At 33.4% G+C, this 16,894-nt stretch carries 16 protein-coding genes and 1 tRNA gene; 4 read left to right on the forward strand and 13 right to left on the reverse strand.

Annotation, left to right across the window (positions count from 1 at the left end):
* Positions 1–8: 8 nt before the first annotated feature.
* The 11 genes from HCJ45_RS11135 to HCJ45_RS11185 all read right to left on the reverse strand — a co-directional run bounded on the left by HCJ45_RS11135 (position 9) and on the right by HCJ45_RS11185 (position 7,928).
* Complete coding sequence (locus HCJ45_RS11135; RefSeq protein WP_187124851.1) at positions 9–1,052, reverse strand: sensor histidine kinase; 1,044 nt, start codon at positions 1,050–1,052, stop codon at positions 9–11.
* Positions 1,049–1,738 (reverse strand): response regulator transcription factor, encoded by a 690-nt coding sequence (locus tag HCJ45_RS11140; protein ID WP_185346155.1) that lies wholly within the window; start codon positions 1,736–1,738, stop codon positions 1,049–1,051. The genes HCJ45_RS11135 and HCJ45_RS11140 overlap by 4 nt, the downstream gene beginning before the upstream one ends.
* 237 nt (positions 1,739–1,975) lie before the next feature.
* Entirely contained in the window at positions 1,976–2,998 is a 1,023-nt protein-coding gene (tsaD, locus tag HCJ45_RS11145) for a tRNA (adenosine(37)-N6)-threonylcarbamoyltransferase complex transferase subunit TsaD (protein WP_187124852.1), read from the reverse strand.
* A complete protein-coding gene (gene rimI, locus HCJ45_RS11150) occupies positions 2,995–3,450 on the reverse strand; it encodes a ribosomal protein S18-alanine N-acetyltransferase (protein WP_187124853.1) in 456 nt (151 codons plus the stop codon). Before rimI ends, tsaD begins: the two co-directional genes overlap by 4 nt.
* Positions 3,447–4,145, reverse strand: coding sequence for a tRNA (adenosine(37)-N6)-threonylcarbamoyltransferase complex dimerization subunit type 1 TsaB (gene tsaB / locus HCJ45_RS11155; RefSeq protein WP_187124854.1), 699 nt, complete (start codon positions 4,143–4,145; stop codon positions 3,447–3,449). Before tsaB ends, rimI begins: the two co-directional genes overlap by 4 nt.
* A complete protein-coding gene (tsaE, locus tag HCJ45_RS11160; protein ID WP_185346147.1) occupies positions 4,142–4,603 on the reverse strand; it encodes a tRNA (adenosine(37)-N6)-threonylcarbamoyltransferase complex ATPase subunit type 1 TsaE in 462 nt (153 codons plus the stop codon). The genes tsaB and tsaE overlap by 4 nt, the downstream gene beginning before the upstream one ends.
* A gap of 104 nt (positions 4,604–4,707) precedes the next feature.
* Positions 4,708–5,850 carry an Lmo2079 family surface lipoprotein gene (locus HCJ45_RS11165; RefSeq protein ID WP_187124855.1) on the reverse strand — a complete coding sequence of 381 codons (1,143 nt, stop codon included), beginning with the start codon at positions 5,848–5,850 and terminating at the stop codon, positions 4,708–4,710.
* 134 nt (positions 5,851–5,984) lie between these two features.
* Positions 5,985–6,365: a hypothetical protein gene (locus tag HCJ45_RS11170; RefSeq protein WP_187124856.1), complete on the reverse strand. Its 381-nt coding sequence runs from the start codon at positions 6,363–6,365 to the stop codon at positions 5,985–5,987.
* Between the two features lie 95 nt (positions 6,366–6,460).
* Positions 6,461–6,817 carry a fluoride efflux transporter CrcB gene (crcB, locus tag HCJ45_RS11175; RefSeq protein WP_187124857.1) on the reverse strand — a complete coding sequence of 119 codons (357 nt, stop codon included), beginning with the start codon at positions 6,815–6,817 and terminating at the stop codon, positions 6,461–6,463.
* Positions 6,807–7,196, reverse strand: coding sequence for a fluoride efflux transporter CrcB (crcB, locus tag HCJ45_RS11180; protein WP_187124858.1), 390 nt, complete (start codon positions 7,194–7,196; stop codon positions 6,807–6,809). The genes crcB (HCJ45_RS11175) and crcB (HCJ45_RS11180) overlap by 11 nt, the downstream gene beginning before the upstream one ends.
* A 105-nt stretch (positions 7,197–7,301) precedes the next feature.
* Positions 7,302–7,928, reverse strand: a complete 627-nt coding sequence (locus HCJ45_RS11185; RefSeq protein WP_187124859.1) for a GyrI-like domain-containing protein — start codon at positions 7,926–7,928, stop codon at positions 7,302–7,304.
* A 275-nt stretch (positions 7,929–8,203) separates the two neighbouring features.
* Between HCJ45_RS11185 and HCJ45_RS11190 the strand changes: the two genes are divergently transcribed.
* A tRNA-Leu gene (locus tag HCJ45_RS11190) sits at positions 8,204–8,287 on the forward strand.
* A gap of 141 nt (positions 8,288–8,428) precedes the next feature.
* The gene (locus HCJ45_RS11195; protein ID WP_120236605.1) at positions 8,429–9,373 is read left to right on the forward strand and encodes a tyrosine-type recombinase/integrase; all 945 of its coding nucleotides are present in this window, start codon (positions 8,429–8,431) and stop codon (positions 9,371–9,373) included.
* A gap of 57 nt (positions 9,374–9,430) precedes the next feature.
* On the opposite strand, the gene HCJ45_RS11200 is transcribed toward HCJ45_RS11195, so the two are convergent.
* Positions 9,431–10,294 (reverse strand): hypothetical protein, encoded by an 864-nt coding sequence (locus tag HCJ45_RS11200; protein WP_069011807.1) that lies wholly within the window; start codon positions 10,292–10,294, stop codon positions 9,431–9,433.
* A 74-nt stretch (positions 10,295–10,368) separates the two neighbouring features.
* Positions 10,369–10,950 carry a recombinase family protein gene (locus HCJ45_RS11205; RefSeq protein ID WP_120236603.1) on the reverse strand — a complete coding sequence of 194 codons (582 nt, stop codon included), beginning with the start codon at positions 10,948–10,950 and terminating at the stop codon, positions 10,369–10,371.
* 522 nt (positions 10,951–11,472) lie between these two features.
* Between HCJ45_RS11205 and HCJ45_RS11210 the strand changes: the two genes are divergently transcribed.
* Both HCJ45_RS11210 and HCJ45_RS11215 read left to right on the forward strand, forming a co-directional pair.
* Positions 11,473–14,652, forward strand: coding sequence for a serine/threonine-protein kinase (locus HCJ45_RS11210; protein WP_120236601.1), 3,180 nt, complete (start codon positions 11,473–11,475; stop codon positions 14,650–14,652).
* Positions 14,642–16,384, forward strand: coding sequence for a hypothetical protein (locus tag HCJ45_RS11215; RefSeq protein WP_120236599.1), 1,743 nt, complete (start codon positions 14,642–14,644; stop codon positions 16,382–16,384). Before HCJ45_RS11210 ends, HCJ45_RS11215 begins: the two co-directional genes overlap by 11 nt.
* Positions 16,385–16,894 lie beyond the last annotated feature (510 nt).

The following is a 16,894-nucleotide window of genomic DNA, read 5'->3' on the forward strand; positions in this document are numbered from 1 at the left end:
TCGCTTATTTATTCATTTCCATCCCAATACGGTATCGTTAAAATAAAAGTACTTCCAACAAAACGCTCACTTTCAACCTGTAAAGTCCCTCCGTGAAGCTCTGCTAAGTTTTTTGCGATGTGAAGACCTAACCCCGAACCGCCATGCGCTAAGTTTCTCGATTTTTCTACACGATACAGCCGTTCAAAAATCCGCGGTATATCTTCTTTTGAAATCCCTTGGCCATAGTCTTTCACAAAAAATAATGTGGCTTCTTCTGTGCTAGTAATAGTAAGTTCTATCTCCGTCCCAGCATCCGAAAACTTCAATGCATTTTCTATTAAATTGCATAAAATCCGTGTTACAAAGGTTTGATCAGCATATAGAGTGTCACAACCTGGCTCTATCGTTACATGTATATCCCGATGTTCTCGTTTTAACTGTACATTAAAGGATTCCAATACATTAATTATTAATTGATCCAGCCAAATTCGACTTCGGTTTAATATCGGTTGTTTTTTATCAATAGCTGCTACATCCATTAGCTCGTCCACTAAATCAGTCAGCCGGATAGTTTCTCGTTGAATGGTTCGCAAATATTGTTGCTTCTCTGTTTCAGTCACAATCATTTCATCTAAAAGTGCTTCGGAAAAGGAACGTATCGAGGCGATTGGAGTTTTAATATCATGGGACAAATTTGCAATTAACTCCTTACGCGTTTCTTCGCCTTCCTTAATTTGTCGAAACATCTGATCTAATTTCACGGCCATTTCGTTAAAATCTTCCGCTAACATTCGAGTTTCTTTTGGACCTTGCACTTTTGCTTTCCCGGAAAACTCTCCTTTAGCGATTTTACGACTTTCTTTGCTTAACGTATCAATCGACTGAAAGGCAGGACGCATCAATAAATAATTAATAAAAAAAGCTAGCGTACTCGCCCCAAGTGTAATTAAAATAGTAAATACAACTAATTCTGTTTTAAAAATCATTTTATATGCGCTAACTCCCAAAACAATAGTAACTATCAGAACACCGATGCCATATGAAAATAAATTAAGTGTGCGCAATTTCATGATTCCACCGCCATTTCAAATTTATAGCCTAACCCCCATACCGTTTTGATAAAAATTGCTTTTTCATCATTCGCTTGTAATTTTTCTCGTAAATGATGAATATGCACATTAATTGTATTAGCGTCTCCATCATATTCATAGCCCCAAACACGTTCCAATAGTTCCGACTTCGAAAAAACTCGTTTATTCTCACTAGCTAAAAGCCAAAGCAAGTCAAACTCTTTAATGGTTAGCTCCAATTCTTGCTGGTTTACAAGCACAATACGTTTACTTTTATCTAAAAATAATGAGCCGTGTTTTAATGTTTCTGGTTCGGAGCTACGTTTTGATCTTCTTAAAATATTTTTCACTCGTAGTACTAACTCTCTTGGGCTAAAGGGTTTTGACATATAATCATCTGCCCCTAAAGTTAATCCATATAACCGCTCTTTTTCTTGTGTTAAAGCACTTAAATATAAAAATGGTGTGTCTTTTTCTAATTCCTGAAGTTCCATTACTAATGTATGTCCGTCCATTTTGGGCATCATAATATCGACCACCAGCAAATCTACATGTTCTGACTTATAAAGTTGTAAAGCAGCTTCACCATTGTTTGCAGTTAAGACGCGAAATCCTTCTTTTTCCAGGTAACGCCTACATACATCAACAATTGTTTCTTCATCGTCTACTAATAAAATTGTATCCATAAGCCTATCACCTCATGTTTTTATTTCAAAAATTGGTTAGAAAACAGTATCTTAGTATGCATAAAAAGACATTTTTACACTATTATCATACTAGAAAAAGGTTGTTTATTACTTACCTAATAATTATGTAATTCTTAAGTTTAGATATACCAACAGATGTGTATCGGTTAATTTGGATTATTAATAAAAAACAGACCATTTCCTTCCAAAAAGCCTTGGAAAAAATGATCTATTTCTTTAAATATCTTCTAATAATAAGCCTGGATTAGCGTTCATCTCAAAACTACCGCGTTTTCCTTGTAAAAAGCTTACAGTACCAGCAGCGGCAATCATCGCAGCATTGTCACCACATAATGATAGTGGTGGAATGATTAATTCTGTTTCGGGAAGTTCGATTTCAACTTCTTGAATAAGACGTGCGCGTAACCCTTGATTGGCTGCTACACCTCCAGCTAGTAGCAATTGTTTAACTTCATATTTTTTAGCTGCTCGAATTGTTTTCGCCACTAATACATCAATCACGCTCGCTTGAAAACTTGCTGCCATATCATTTGGATTTGGCTCTTCGCCGCGCTGTCTTAAATTATGCAACGTATTTATAAAGGAAGATTTTAAGCCACTAAAACTAAAATCAAACGAATCATCATCCATCATCGCTCTTGGAAAATGGAATGTATCCTCGCCGTCTTTTGCGAGTTTATCAATTTGTACGCCACCAGGATAAGATAAACCTAGTGTTCGCGCCACTTTGTCATACGCTTCTCCAGCCGCATCATCTCTTGTTTCGCCAATAATTTCAAAATCATTTTCAGCGCGCATTAAAACAAGCTCTGTATGCCCGCCACTAACGACCAAAGCAAGTAACGGAAAATCTAGCTCTGTTTCAAAACGATTCGCATAAATATGCCCCGCAATGTGGTGTACACCAATTAATGGTAATTGATGCATAAAAGCAAGCGTTTTAGCTGCATTTACACCAATTAAAAGCGCACCAACAAGACCCGGTCCTTCTGTAACTGCGACCGCATCTAGGTCATCCATTGTTACATTTGCTTTTTTCAACGCTTCTTCAATCACTATGGTAATTTGTTCCACATGATGTCTTGAAGCAATTTCAGGTACTACCCCGCCAAAACGTTTATGACTTTCTATTTGTGAAGCCACCACACTGGAAATAATCTCATTTCCATTTTTCACGACAGATGCAGCTGTTTCATCACAGCTTGATTCTATCCCAAGAATTAATGTATTTTTCATCATAAGTCCACCCACATCACTAGCGCATCCTCTTTCGTATCCGGATAGTAGTTTTTCCGAATGGCGCCATCTTGAAATCCTAATTTTTTGTAAAGTCCTTGTGCTACATCATTTGATACGCGAACCTCTAAAGTTATTCGAATAACACCGCGCTCTTTTGCCATTCGTATTATTTCACGAAGAAGCGCTTCCCCGTAGTGATTTCCCTGATAATCTGGATGAATTGCAATATTCGTTACATGCCCCTCATCAAGCACCAGCCAAATTCCAGCATAGCCTACTACTTCCCCATTATATGTTGCTAGAATATAGGAAGCATATTGATTAATAATAAATTCATTTCGGAAAGCGGCTTCCGTCCAAGGTACTGTAAATGAAGCCTTTTCGACATGCATAATACTTTTTAAATCAGCAATTGTCGCTTCTTTAAATAATAGTCCTTCTTTCAAACTCACTCAGAACTCCTCGATTCCAGCCATTTGCTTTCCGCTTCTGCAAGTTTTAAATAATCAGGAATAAAAGTGTCTGCTGGCTCTCCGGTTAATTGTTCTGCTAATTTTACTAAAGAACCCGCTCGAGCGTAAGTATAATCTGCACTGGCAAAAATCGCTCGATCGCCAAGGGTTTCAGTAATCATTAAGCAAATTTGCTCGTTCAATGTACCCGTAAAGAAAATGGCTTCGTTTTCGCCACTTTGTTGTAATTTTTCCAGTAATTCAGCAAGTGCTATATGACTGTCAGGTAGGATATTGCTCATTTCCCCTTGAATTGCTTGGTAGACACCTGCGTAAACATTACCACGACGCGCATCCATTAAAGCAACCACTTTACCAGAAAAATACAAACCATTTTCAGCTAAAAGTGCTAAAGAAGAAATTCCTACAATTGGGATTCCTGCATCCCATGCCATCGTTTTCGCCACCGTTACACCTATTCGTAGTCCGGTATAGGAACCTGGTCCTTTTGCAACCGCAATTTTCTTTAAATCAGTTGGTTTTACTGAACATTCATCCATTAAAGCAGCAATCGCAGGTAACAGTCGAACGCTATGATTTTTTTTCAAATTTGTTGTATATTCCCCAATAACTACCCCATTATTAAAAAGTGCTATCGTCATCGTATCAGAAGATGTATCTATTCCCAGTATCATTTCTGAAAAACCTCCATCGCTAGTTGCTCATACCTTTTCCCAACTGGTTTCGCAACTATTTTCCGTGTATTCTCATCTATATGAAAAAGTTGAATTTCTAAGTATTCATTTGGCAAGTCTTCCCCAACAAACTGGGCCCACTCCACCACGCTCACTCCATCACCATAAAAATATTCTTCTAGACCCAGTTCGTCAGCCGAAGCATCTTCTAACCGGTATACATCCATATGATAAAGTGGCAATCGTCCTTTTTTATATTCTCGAATTATCGTGAAGGTTGGGCTTTTTATCATTTGTGGAATCAATAACCCTTTACCAATACCTTTTGTAAAGGTGGTTTTTCCAGCACCAAGATCTCCTTCAAGTAAAATCACATCACCTGCTTGAAGTTTTTCCCCGATTTGTTTTGCTAGAAGTATTGTGTCACTTTCTTTTGTTAAAACTAATTCGAATTCCATTATCTCACCCGTCCATCATTTTCTCTACATATCATACCACAAAGCAGGCTTAAAATAAAAAACAAAAAACGCAATGACCTGAGTCACTACGTCTTTTAGAAACATTATAGTCCTGAACCAGTTAAGTCCATTCCACTATACATTTGTGTGTAAAAATCTGATATAATTTTTGATATTTCTTCACTTGTAATAATTTGATCTTTTGTAGGGAAGTCAGCAATTGGAATAAATTCTTCTGCTTTCGTTTCTACTTTGAATGCAATAGACTGTGGTGCATCAGCTGTTGATTTATCTTCCACTTTTGCGTTTAATGTTAAATTATCTAATGAGTTGTCTTTACCTGGTTTAATGGAAACCTTGAATTTTATTGCTATATCTTTGTTATCTTTTAATTCTTTTGAAGCTTTTTCTAGGCTTGTTTTCATATCCGCATAGGTCGTTTCAAAGTCAGTTACGCTATTCGCACCTTGACTTTCAATAATTACTTTAAAATCTTCTTTTACTTTTTCATCATCCAACAGTTTAACTGCTTCGGTTGTTAAATTAACAATATCTGTTTTTGTTAATGTTACTGAAATCGTACCATTATCCGCTTTTGTAAAACGATCTTCTTTTAGTCCAGCAAAATAGTCATTTAATAGTTTGGAGCTTCTTTTGTTTAAATCTTTTGAAGCTGCTTCTATTTTCTTCGTATCTACTTCTGTCTCAGGAAGTGTTTCACCCGTCATTGTACTAGTTAGTTCTTCTGTGCTGATATATTTATTTTTTAAGTCTGGAAATTGTGTATTGAGTTTAGACCACATACCATTAGTTGCTTGGTCTAAATAGCTAAGTAAAGATTCATCTGGTTCCACAATAGATTTTAGTGGGATAAATGCGTCACCAGTTTTTGTATTCACTAAGAAATCTAAATCTAGCGAAATTGGTAAAAGGCTATTAGACGATGTCACATTTAGTTTTGTTTCAGATTTATCTGTTTTTTCATCTGTAGAAGTCGTCATTGAAAATTTAATATCTTTCAACAGATTTATAGATGCTGCACTAGGATCAGTACTATCTATGTTTATATCTGTTACTCCAAAAGTTGTTGTATAAGTTGATTGCTCTGGTACGTTTGAACTATTTTTTAATGTTTGAATAAATTGACCTTGTGGTGTTTTTGCTGCTTTTTCTTCGGCACTCTCGCCACAAGCACTAAAAACAAGCAATGTTGCTAACAAAAGTGAAAATAAAATCCCTTTTTTCATATGAAGTCCTCCAATTTTTATGTAATACATTAAAGCTAACATAAAGATGGTACAAAAAACAAGCGCTTTCTTGATAATTCACTAGACAGACACAAATCCAAATAAAAAACATCTCCGAATAACGGAAAATGCTTTTATTTTGGTGTTATTTTTATAGAAGTTGTGCTTTCAGAAATTTTCCCTGGTGCAGGAGAAGTAATAGTAGATCCATCAGGAAATACAGCTTTTATAGTATCTCCATTTTTAATATCAGCCAATTTCATCTCTTTACCAGTGGATTCATTTGTTACAGCGGTATTGCCCGTTACGGTAATAATAACTTCACTAGAATAATCATTCTTTACTCCGTCCCAAGTTAATACACCATTGACTGTTAGCTCACTATTGTTTTCTAATAAACTAGCATCAGTCACTGTCCCATCAAGCACTAAAGCAGGCACCGTTTCTTGATTACAACCTGCCAAGAATAATACGATTAATAACATCGGTACAATTACTTTTTTAAAACCCGTCATCTTACTTTCTCGTCCTCTCTGAAGCTTATCGTTCTTTCTAGCATAGCATTTTGAGGATATACAGGCAATCGTTTTCTTATTTTCTTAAACAATTCTTATAGACCCATCATTATACCAGTAAAAGCAGCTATTAATCCAAAAACATAACTAAGACCTAGATAAGAAAATAATACCCGAAAATTAGCCTTCCACTTTAATTCCATACTTTCCACTTTAAAGGTAGAAAAAGTTGTATAACCTCCCATAAATCCAGTACCTAATAATAGTTGCCAAACGGGACCTACAGCTGAAGAAACAAGAAATCCTAATAAAAATGAACCTGTTATATTTATAAAAAATGTCGCATATGGAAAGTTCGTTTTCCATTTACTTTTAATTAGTATAGAAATGCCATAACGAAGCATCGCACCAAGTCCAGCGCCAATACCAACCAGCAAGAAATTAATGAACATCGTGACTCCCCCTATTCAAAAGGTAACCGCTTAGCATATATCCAAGCTTTACCATCAAGAGTCCACCGATTAAACTCACAGTTATATAAGTAAGTGACAGTAATACTTCCCCATTTTGGAACAATTGAATAGCATCCACACTAAATGCGGAAAATGTTGTAAATGCGCCTACAAAACCAGTTCCAATACCATTTAAGACCACTTGTGAAAGACGTGATTTTTTCGCCAAAAATTGCATTAAAAAGGCCAATAAAAAACAACCAATTAGATTAACTGTTAAAGTCGCATATGGAAAGCTATCTCCAGTCAACCACAAATTAATCGCATAGCGACACATTCCACCCAACGCACCAAACAAACCAACATACAAAAAATACATTTTCAAAAACCCCACTTTATCAAAAACTACCCTAAAATAAAATGATTTCGGACAGTTATCATCGTTCCTTTTCTTCTATACTATAACGCAAACAATTCCTATTATTCAACTCACTGGAAGTCTTAAAATTGTACGCATCTTTTCTTGTGCTGTTTTTCTAGGATCACTTAGATAAATCTCATGATGCTTTCGAATTGCACCAGTATCATTTTGTAGTCCTTCTTCTTTCATAAATTGATGTAACTTTGTCGTTGTTTCAATCTCTTTACTAAACGGGCCAATGTGCATCATTTGAACACAATCCCCTTCAAAAAATCGCTCTAATTTCACATTACTTGTATCAATTGTTGGCTTTTTCTTCTTAGCTTGCATTTTTGCCCACTGAAGGACTTCTTCCGTTACAAAATCTGGTTGTCGAAGAAGTGAAGTCCATAACCAAGCATCTCGGTCCTCTAGATCAAACATTCCCTCAGACCACCAAAGACCTTCAAGTGGCGGAACAACATAGTCGATATAACCAGTTAAACGAGTCTCACCCATTTTACTCATTTTTATCGTATAAGCAATAGTATAAAGTGCCTGAACTGCTTCTTGATATTCCACTCCATCAGGATCTCCTTTACCATCTACCATTAAAAAATTAATTTCTGGGACAAATACACGTTCAGGTTTACGTTTTGGAGCATAAAGATTCTTTTCTGTTTTTTTAAAATCTATTTTTTCTGTCGTCATTTATATTCCTCCTAGTTAGTCATCCATTTGGGAATCTGCTGTCGAAAATTTTCATGACTTTCTGCCGTCTTTTTTGCATAACGGAAAAGCCCCTCTTTATTTCTACTATCATATTCGTATCTTTCAACATTTCAATAGATTTTAGTTCCAAAGTCTCCTCTTCTTTCCAATAAAACTCATTATACAAGAAGATACTTACTTTCCACTAGCAATATCCATATAAAATATTGACAAAAGAAAGCGTTCAATATTATAATTAATTTTGCTACGTACACGCGGTCGTGGCGGAATCGGCAGACGCGCTAGGTTGAGGGCCTAGTGGGGTAAAACCCGTGGAGGTTCAAGTCCTCTCGGCCGCATCAATTAAAATTAAGAATACTGTAATATCAATAAGTTTGTAGTCCTGCGCGTATACCAATTCCGCCACGACCGCAAGCTTTTTTGATAGGCTAAATGAGTCTCTAATCTAGTGGATAAGTCTAGTTGGGAGGTCTTTTTTTATGAGAAGAAGTAATCACTTAAGTTTAGAAGAAAAGGCAATCGTTTATCAAACGATTGTGCCTGATGATGATTTTGTGTTTCAGAAATTTATAAGATCAAGAAGGATTAGAAATGTACGAGAAACAACTATTCAGTATTATACGGATGCAATCAATGTACTAAAAAGAGATAGGGAATATATTCATGTTCAGAAGCCTATCATGCATCTTTCACAGAGAGACCTTGAAGACATGATTATGTATTGGAAAGGTTTTATGAGGGCTAATACAATTAACAGCAAAATAAAGGCTTTTAAAGCGTATTATAACTTTCTTTATCAGCAAGGTTTTATAAAGATAAACCCCTGTGAAAATCTCAGTTTATTGAGAGTCAGAGAAGAAATAAGAGAGACTTTAAATCCAGATGAAATCAAAAAAATAGCTAACCATTTCAAGAAAAAAGAAACGTTTAGCTCCTATCGAGATTTGGTTATCTTTCAATTGTTATTAGATACAGGAATACGTATTTCAGAAGCAGTTGGTATTAATATACAAGATATCCATAGTGATTACATTATTGTTGTCGAATCAAAAAATCTTAAACAGCGGATAGTTTATATTTCAAAGAGAATGAGAGAGAAACTAACTTCTTATTTAAAGATACGGGGTAATCTTTCACATACTAAAGTATTTATCAATCGAGATCAGCTTCCTTACAGTAAAAATACGTTTCAACAGAACCTTAGAGAGGCTAGGGTTCTATGCGGGATACAAAAGCAAGTAAGCCCTCATGTTTGTAGGAGGACTTACGCTAAAAATGCAATTTTATCAGGTATGGATGCTTTTTCACTAGCTACATTGTTAGGTCATTCATCCTTGGAAGTTACTAAACGATATGTTCAGATATGGGGAAATGATTTAAAAAAACAGTCTAACCTAAAAAAAGATTATAGTAATTTATTTTAAATTTATTCGAGCTTGAGAAGCTGAAATCTTTGCTAAAACAGTAGAAACGAATTATTTTTATTCCTTAATAACCTGCTTCACTGCTCGAAGTAACCCACGTTTGTTATTTATTTCATCAATCGTGGCTTCATAAACAGTGATTGATTCCTCATCTTTTGTGATTTTAGGAACATCAAATTTATCAAATTTATTTCGTTCAACAAGAATGCTCTTCCCCTCGTTCTCATTGTAATAGCTAAGACAATCGATTTTTGCGTTAGGTGATTTTGATGCAAGTAAAGCAAAAGGATTATTATTTAACTCCCCATCATCACTAGCTTTGATATGTATGAAGTTGGTATTTTTGTCTTCAGTATTCCAATATTTTAGAAGATCTGAATTAAACTGTTTATTTTTTGAAATATTTTCTCCTTGTAATATATGACGAGTATTCAAATTACTAACTTTTAACTCAAGAACACGAGAATGTTCAAAAAATTTTAGAAATACTTCGTTACCTGCAGGTATATTTACAACAATCGGTATGAAGTCGGTATTAAAGATAATTTTACAGGCCTCAGTAAGTATAGCGTTAATTCTACTATATGCAATACCAGTGTCTAAATTTTTTTGAGGATACTTTCTATTTTGTACAAGCAAAGTATTTGACGAAAAATCAATTGCAAAAATAGTCCTTTCAAAGGGTTCAATACCATCTATAGGAACCCATTGTTTATCTTTAATTGTATTTGATGAGGCCACATATTCCTGACCTAAGCTACCTACTAAGACTCCGCGCTCATAAAAAACATCATTATTGATTAAATAACGTAAATTATGACCTGCATCAAAAACATCTAAATTATTTAAATAGTTTACAAGTTGCTCTTCCTTTCCGTTAGGTTTTAAATCAGTAAATAAGTCATAAATCTTAAAATTCATAAATGTCCCACCTCCGTATGTGATAATTCAATCATACCATATTTAAACGCGGTGATAAAGCGCTTTCTTTTAATTCATTTGTAAGACATCTTTTTGTATATTGTAGCCTTAGGAACCCCTGTAATCTTTACTATATCTGCAACAGATAAATTATTTGAACCTCTATTATGCATCAAATATAAGGCTTGTTGAATATTTGCTTCAGGTTGCCCTTTACGCCCTAATTTTTTCCCCGCTTGTTGTGCTCTTATCTTTCCTTCAGTGGTTCGATTGACAATCATATCTCTTTCGAACTCAGCAAAAGCACCTAGAACATTAAATAATAATTTCTGCATAGGATCACTCTTAGCATTTGCACTAAAAGTCATATTATTATCAATAAATACAACAGTTACTCCTTTTTTAAAAAATTCATTCATTACATTGTTTAAATCAATTATGGATCGTGCTAAACGATCTATTTTTGTTATATAAACAATATCACCTTTACGTGAATTTTTGATTAAATCTTTTAAAGCTTCTCGGTTTCTTGTAGTGGTAGCAGTTTTTTTTTCAATATATAAATAATCTTCTTCAATACCTTGTTTGAGCAATTTTTCTTGTTGGGTTTTTAAATCTTGACCAACAGTACTAACTCGAGCATATCCTAATTTCATAAAAACACTCCTTGTCTATAATACACAATAATATATACTTTTATTATAGACTATCTATTAGACTTTATTCAAGTTAAAAAACACTTATTAATAAGCCAAAATTCAGAGTCTCGATTTTAAGATATATAGACACGTCTGAAATAGATGTATTTTTCCGACGGAAAGCGTTTGATTAATGTCTATTTTATCATCAATAATGAAAATGTTGTGATGTATGGAAGGATTTTTTTAAAGCACTACAAATCTAAAATGTGGCAATAGAGTCCTAGTACTTTTTGTTTATCGAAAATTTGTATCTGAAATAAAATCATTAAGTTGACACTTTCAAAGCGAAATTAAATTCAAATAGGATTTGCCCTACTGACGAAAACAAATAATATACATTTGCAACAGCTTGTTCTAAAATTTCTTAAGGACCACGAATATTTATGTACCTAATCTGATATAATAGAGATATTGTAGTATAAGTTGAATTTCAAACTGTATATATTTCTAATACTAACTAATTAAGAGGTGTTGTTAATGAATTTAAAAATGAATCAGCTAATAGATGGGAAATATTCGGTGATTAAGCAGCTTCATGCATCGAGAACACTTCCATCTGAAGTTTATTTAGTTCAAAATGTTTTTGATGAGACTTTATATGTACTGAAAATTATTATGAAAGATACAAATCTAGAAAAAGAAGTATCAGAAATTTTTAATCGTGAGTGGAAGGCGTTAAAAAGTCTCAATCATGAAAATATCGTGGAATATTATGATTCTGGAAAAACAGACACATTTTATTACATATTGATTGACTACATTGCTAGATCAGAAACATTAGAAAAATTTATAGAGAAAAATACCAGTCTAACTTTAATAGAAAAACTCAAAATTTTTCGTGATATTCTTCTTGGTATTCAACATGCTCATGAGAAAGAAATTATTCACCGAGATATTGCACCAAATAACATTTTGATTACTAGAACTGAAGACAGAATGCAAGTTAAAATTATTGATTTTGGTATTAGTAAAATCAAATCTTTGATTTATGAGGAGCAGACTACTGTAAATCATTATTTCAACTATATGTATTCATCACCTGAACAAATCGCTAAAAAATATGTATCAAGCTTTACTGACGTTTATTCTCTCGGCAGAGTCCTTTTTTTTCTAATATCTGGGAAGAATCCAGATCAAAATTCGGAAGTGTTTCTAAATCAAATTAAGGATTTAGAAGTTGATGATGCATTGCAAAATATCATAAGAAAAGCGACTGAATATGATGTAATTTCTAGATATTCATCAGTCGAAAGTTTGTTGGGCATTTTAGATAGTGAGATTGATAAACTAGAGAGTCACGACTCTGAACTTGTTTTCAAACTAACCAAAACTGCTATTAAAGATCTTTTTCACATGAATATAATCGATTTTCCTAGGGAAGATGCTGCAAAAAGGTTTCTATCTCAAACCGGCTTTGAATACTATATCTATCGAACAAAAAATGAACAATACCATATTGTTTGTGGTTTAATTAAGTTCAGTTGTGCAGTTGAAAAATCAAAAGGTCTTATAGTTTTAATCCGAGCAGATGAGTTAGAAAGTTACTCGGTTCAAGAAAAAATAATTGCTCGGTCATTTCCTATAAAAACAAAAATTAATTTTGGGTCTCAATTAGTGAGTGATAAAGACCTCATGTACTTGTATCAGTTTTTAGAGAAAGTAGATGCTGAGTATCGAGATTTTATGAATCAAAAGAAGAATAAGCAAATTGAAGATCGATTAATATCAATTTGGAGTAAAAAAATAAAACAACAAGAACATTTACTACAGAAAAAGAAAAATATTGGGGATTATAGTCAAATTGAATATGATGTAGAGTCAGGCTATTATCATTTTATTATTGAGAGTATTGATAATGTCGATGATTTAGAGATTGGAAAAAATATTGCATTACAGAATAAATTAACTGGAAAACTAGAAAAAATAGGTGAAATTAAAAAATACTCAGACGAAGTAATTTATATTTCACCTGTAAGTAATTTTGAGCCTGAAAAGTACAATCAATCCGGTTGTTTTGGGATTGATTACTCAGATAGTCTGAAGGTAACAAAGCGTGCTAAAAATGCTCTTGATACTCTTAAACAAGGAATGGCTGAAAATAAAAATTTGCTTGATATCATCATAGATCCCTCAGTTGGAAGAATGAAAACAATTACAAGAAATGTTAATTTTGCAAATGAGAGTATTGACCTTGTTAACGGTCAAGCTGTAATTTCTGCATTAGGGACACAAGATATCTTTTTAATTCAAGGACCGCCAGGAACTGGAAAATCAACAGTGATTAACGAGCTTATTTATCAAATTAGACAATCTGAAAAAGATTCAAAAATTCTTTTAGCGTCGCAATCTCATGTTGCCGTGGATCATATCTTTAATAAATTAAAAAAATATTTTCCAGAAGATCTGTTAGTCAGAATTGGTAAAAGTGAGCGTATTTCAAAAGAGTCTGAAGCAAACAAAGTAGTCAATCAAACAAAAAAATGGACAACCGAAATCAAGAAAAATTCCATTCAGAATATGAATGATTTCGTTGAAGATATTAAACTGCGAAAAATTTTAGTTAATATTAGCGAGATGGATAATGGTTTTGTGGAAGAATATGAGAAAATCTTCAAAGGCAATTTCTCTAATGAAGATAAAAGTTTTACGAAGACTTTGGCGCAATGGTACAGAGGCTTAGATTCTTTAGATGGTTTTGATAATTTATTATTAGGAAAAGCTTCTATTATTGCCTCTACCTGTGTTGGTGTGTCATCAAATACAGTAATGAGGCAGATTAATTTTGACTGGGTCATCATTGATGAGGCTGCTAAATCAACTGTGCCCGAAGTATTGATTCCAATGATAAAAGGAAAAAAAATTGTTTTAGTAGGTGATCACAAACAGCTACCTCCAATAATCAATGAATTTGACGATGATATTATTAAGGGGAAAAGTTCAAAAAAATTATCTGAAAGTCTTTTTGAGGATTTATTTTTATTAGCAAAGAATACTGATATAGCAATTACTTTAAATAAGCAGTTTCGAATGCATCCTTCCATTTCAAAAATGATTAATAATGTTTTCTATTCAGATGATGGTGTAGTGATTACAACTGATATAACCCCAGAGGAAAGAATGCTTAGTTATAGGATAGCAAAACCGATAGTATGGTTGTCGACAGAACGTTTGCCAGAGAATCAGCAAAAAGAAACAACCTCAAAATCTTTTAATAATACATGTGAAGCAGATATTATTCTCAAAGAGTTGGAATATCTAGAAGCTAATAATACTGAGGGGAAAATAAAAGTAGGGGTCATATCAGCCTATAGTGGGCAGAAGTCGCTTTTGGAAAAATTGATAAAACCGAATAATAATAAATGGGTTAATTTGGAAGTTGTGATAGAAAATGTTGATGCTTTTCAAGGGGCAGAAGTAGATGTTGTTATTTATAGTGTAGTTAGGTCTAACGCTAGTAAAGCAATCGGATTCTTAAGCGAACAACGAAGATTAAACGTTGCTTTATCAAGGGCAAGAACTCAAGTAATTATTGTTGGGAATGCACATTTTATGAAGGAGGCATCAAAATTAGAACATAATTATTTTGAAGATGTTCTAATTTATATAAACCGATATAAAACAGATTGCGAACTAGAGGTGATTCAGAGTGGGGTATAGAAGTGACATTGGTCAGATGGGCAAGGAACTATTATCTGGCTATAAACAAATTGCTCTTATAGATGTGGCGATTCCAGTGTATTTCTTAGAGATTAGTTGTTTTTGCAATAAAGTTGAAACTTTACCAATTATTCAAGATACACTATTAAGGTTGATCGATCAAAAGTTCAAATTGATAGATATCCCTAAAATTATGGGGTTAGAAAATGATATGGAAATTTTTGAAAAAGCATTTTATGATTTATTATACTATGAGGTAATCAAGAAAAATGGAGTAATAAGCGAGGTTGGAAGAGACTATTTAAAAGATGATCAGCTGAACCGTTTTGTCAAACTAGATAAGAGAATATGTGTGGATGGACTTTCAGGAGACATTTTTTTGAGCAATCAACGTTATGTGAATGATCGCAATCTGCGAGAAACAGGGACTCTAACATTAAAAACGCAGATTAAGAGGCCTACTTTAGAACAACTAGATTTTTATAAGGTTAAAAAAATCTTGAATGAAGATAATGATAAAGAGCAAGTCATAGATATTGTTAAAGTTAATCATACAGCCGTAAACTATAAAAGGGCTCAATTAGCAGTTTATGTGTCAACAACTTCGCAAAATTCTGTCCAAGTATTGCTGTTTGATCGTGCGATTCAATTATCAGAATATGATGATTTGATTGATGAAATTCAACTTTCGGATTTGATAAGTCTAAATATGGAGGATGGGAATTTCTTCTCTTCGGACAGTATGAGTAATTTTAAAGGTATTTCTGAACAGTTTGAAAAAGTTGTTAAAGAGGATGCATTTGAAAGGTTTGATCGACTTTTATTTGAAGCTAAGAATGAAATCCAATTGTTTATACCTTTTATCCAATGGACAATACCAAATTTAAATATGCTTAATATGATAAAAAATAAATTGAAAAGCAATTTGAAAATTGAGCTCACTTTAACAGGTGATCTTTTACCATCCAATTATGTTATGCGGAGAATTAGCCAGCTTGAAAAGTTAGCTAATGATTATCCAAACTTTGAAATTCATCATGATTTAAACTACTCTGCATATTGTGTGAATGTGGATAACTATCAAAACTGTATCATTGATTTCGATCGGAGAATAATAAAAGATAGCAATGGAGATTTAGTGCTATTGGAACCACTTTGTTATGAGTTGTCTCAAGATCAGTATAGACAACTAATGATTGATAGTCCACAGAGAGGATTTCCGACAGAAGTATTTAAATCAGTAAAAGTAGTAAAAGAAAAGCTGAAAAAAATATTAGATGATTTTTATCTATTTGATAAAGCTCAGCGATTACTTAGCAGAAAAACTTGGGTCCCTAGTGGATCTTCAACCGCTCAAGATCATGCAAGCTTTGAAAATATTCCATTAGTAACAAATAGAAATAATTATGAAGTAATGTTGACCGCTATTAACAAGTTCCTATTTGAGTCTTTAAAAGATAAATATAAGGCTAAATATTTTTTTGGAGATTTCAAAGATCTTTATCCGGAATTATTTGCCCTTATAAATAAGAATAGACTATATCGAAATGCAATCCAGCATACCTGCTTGGATAAGCAAGAAGATAGAGACCAACTAACCCAATATTTAAGTCAGGATACAGAAGGGAGATATCCAGGGTTATTTAATAACGGGTATGGAGCAATGCAATATTTATTATTAAATCAACTTCAACAAGCACTTAGAGATGAGCTAGAAAAAATAAGAAACTAAATCATACGTTCACTTCCTTTTTGGACGTTGTGATTACTCCGTTTCCGCGGCGGTTTTTTGTGCGCTAAAAAATGTCTAATAAGGCAGTCCCAAAAAGATTCTAGATAAAAGATGTTATATTTTAAATTTTATTTTGCATAATTTATAAAGATACGTTGCACAAAAATAAAATTGGTGGGAGGAGAAGATAAAAGAACAGCTTTCAAACATAATAGACAAGATGGTATTAATTAGCTACTATTAATGCTTTGTTTGAGTATCACTTAATGACATGGAGTGATACTCAAAACCGAATAATAAATCCAACACAATGGTATTATGTTAGATTTAATTTATAAGCAATAGCATATTATTTACATGAATGACAAACAAGTCAAGTCCCTTATTAATGGAGACTTGACTTGTTTCACTTATCAATAATAAATAAGATTGCTGTTTATGCTAATTTAAAAAGGGGCCACTTTTTATAGGTGCGATGGTTGAAAAAGGGACCACTACTAACTCACAATA

The sequence above is a fragment of the Listeria immobilis genome, from assembly GCF_014322845.1.
Taxonomy (GTDB): domain Bacteria; phylum Bacillota; class Bacilli; order Lactobacillales; family Listeriaceae; genus Listeria; species Listeria immobilis.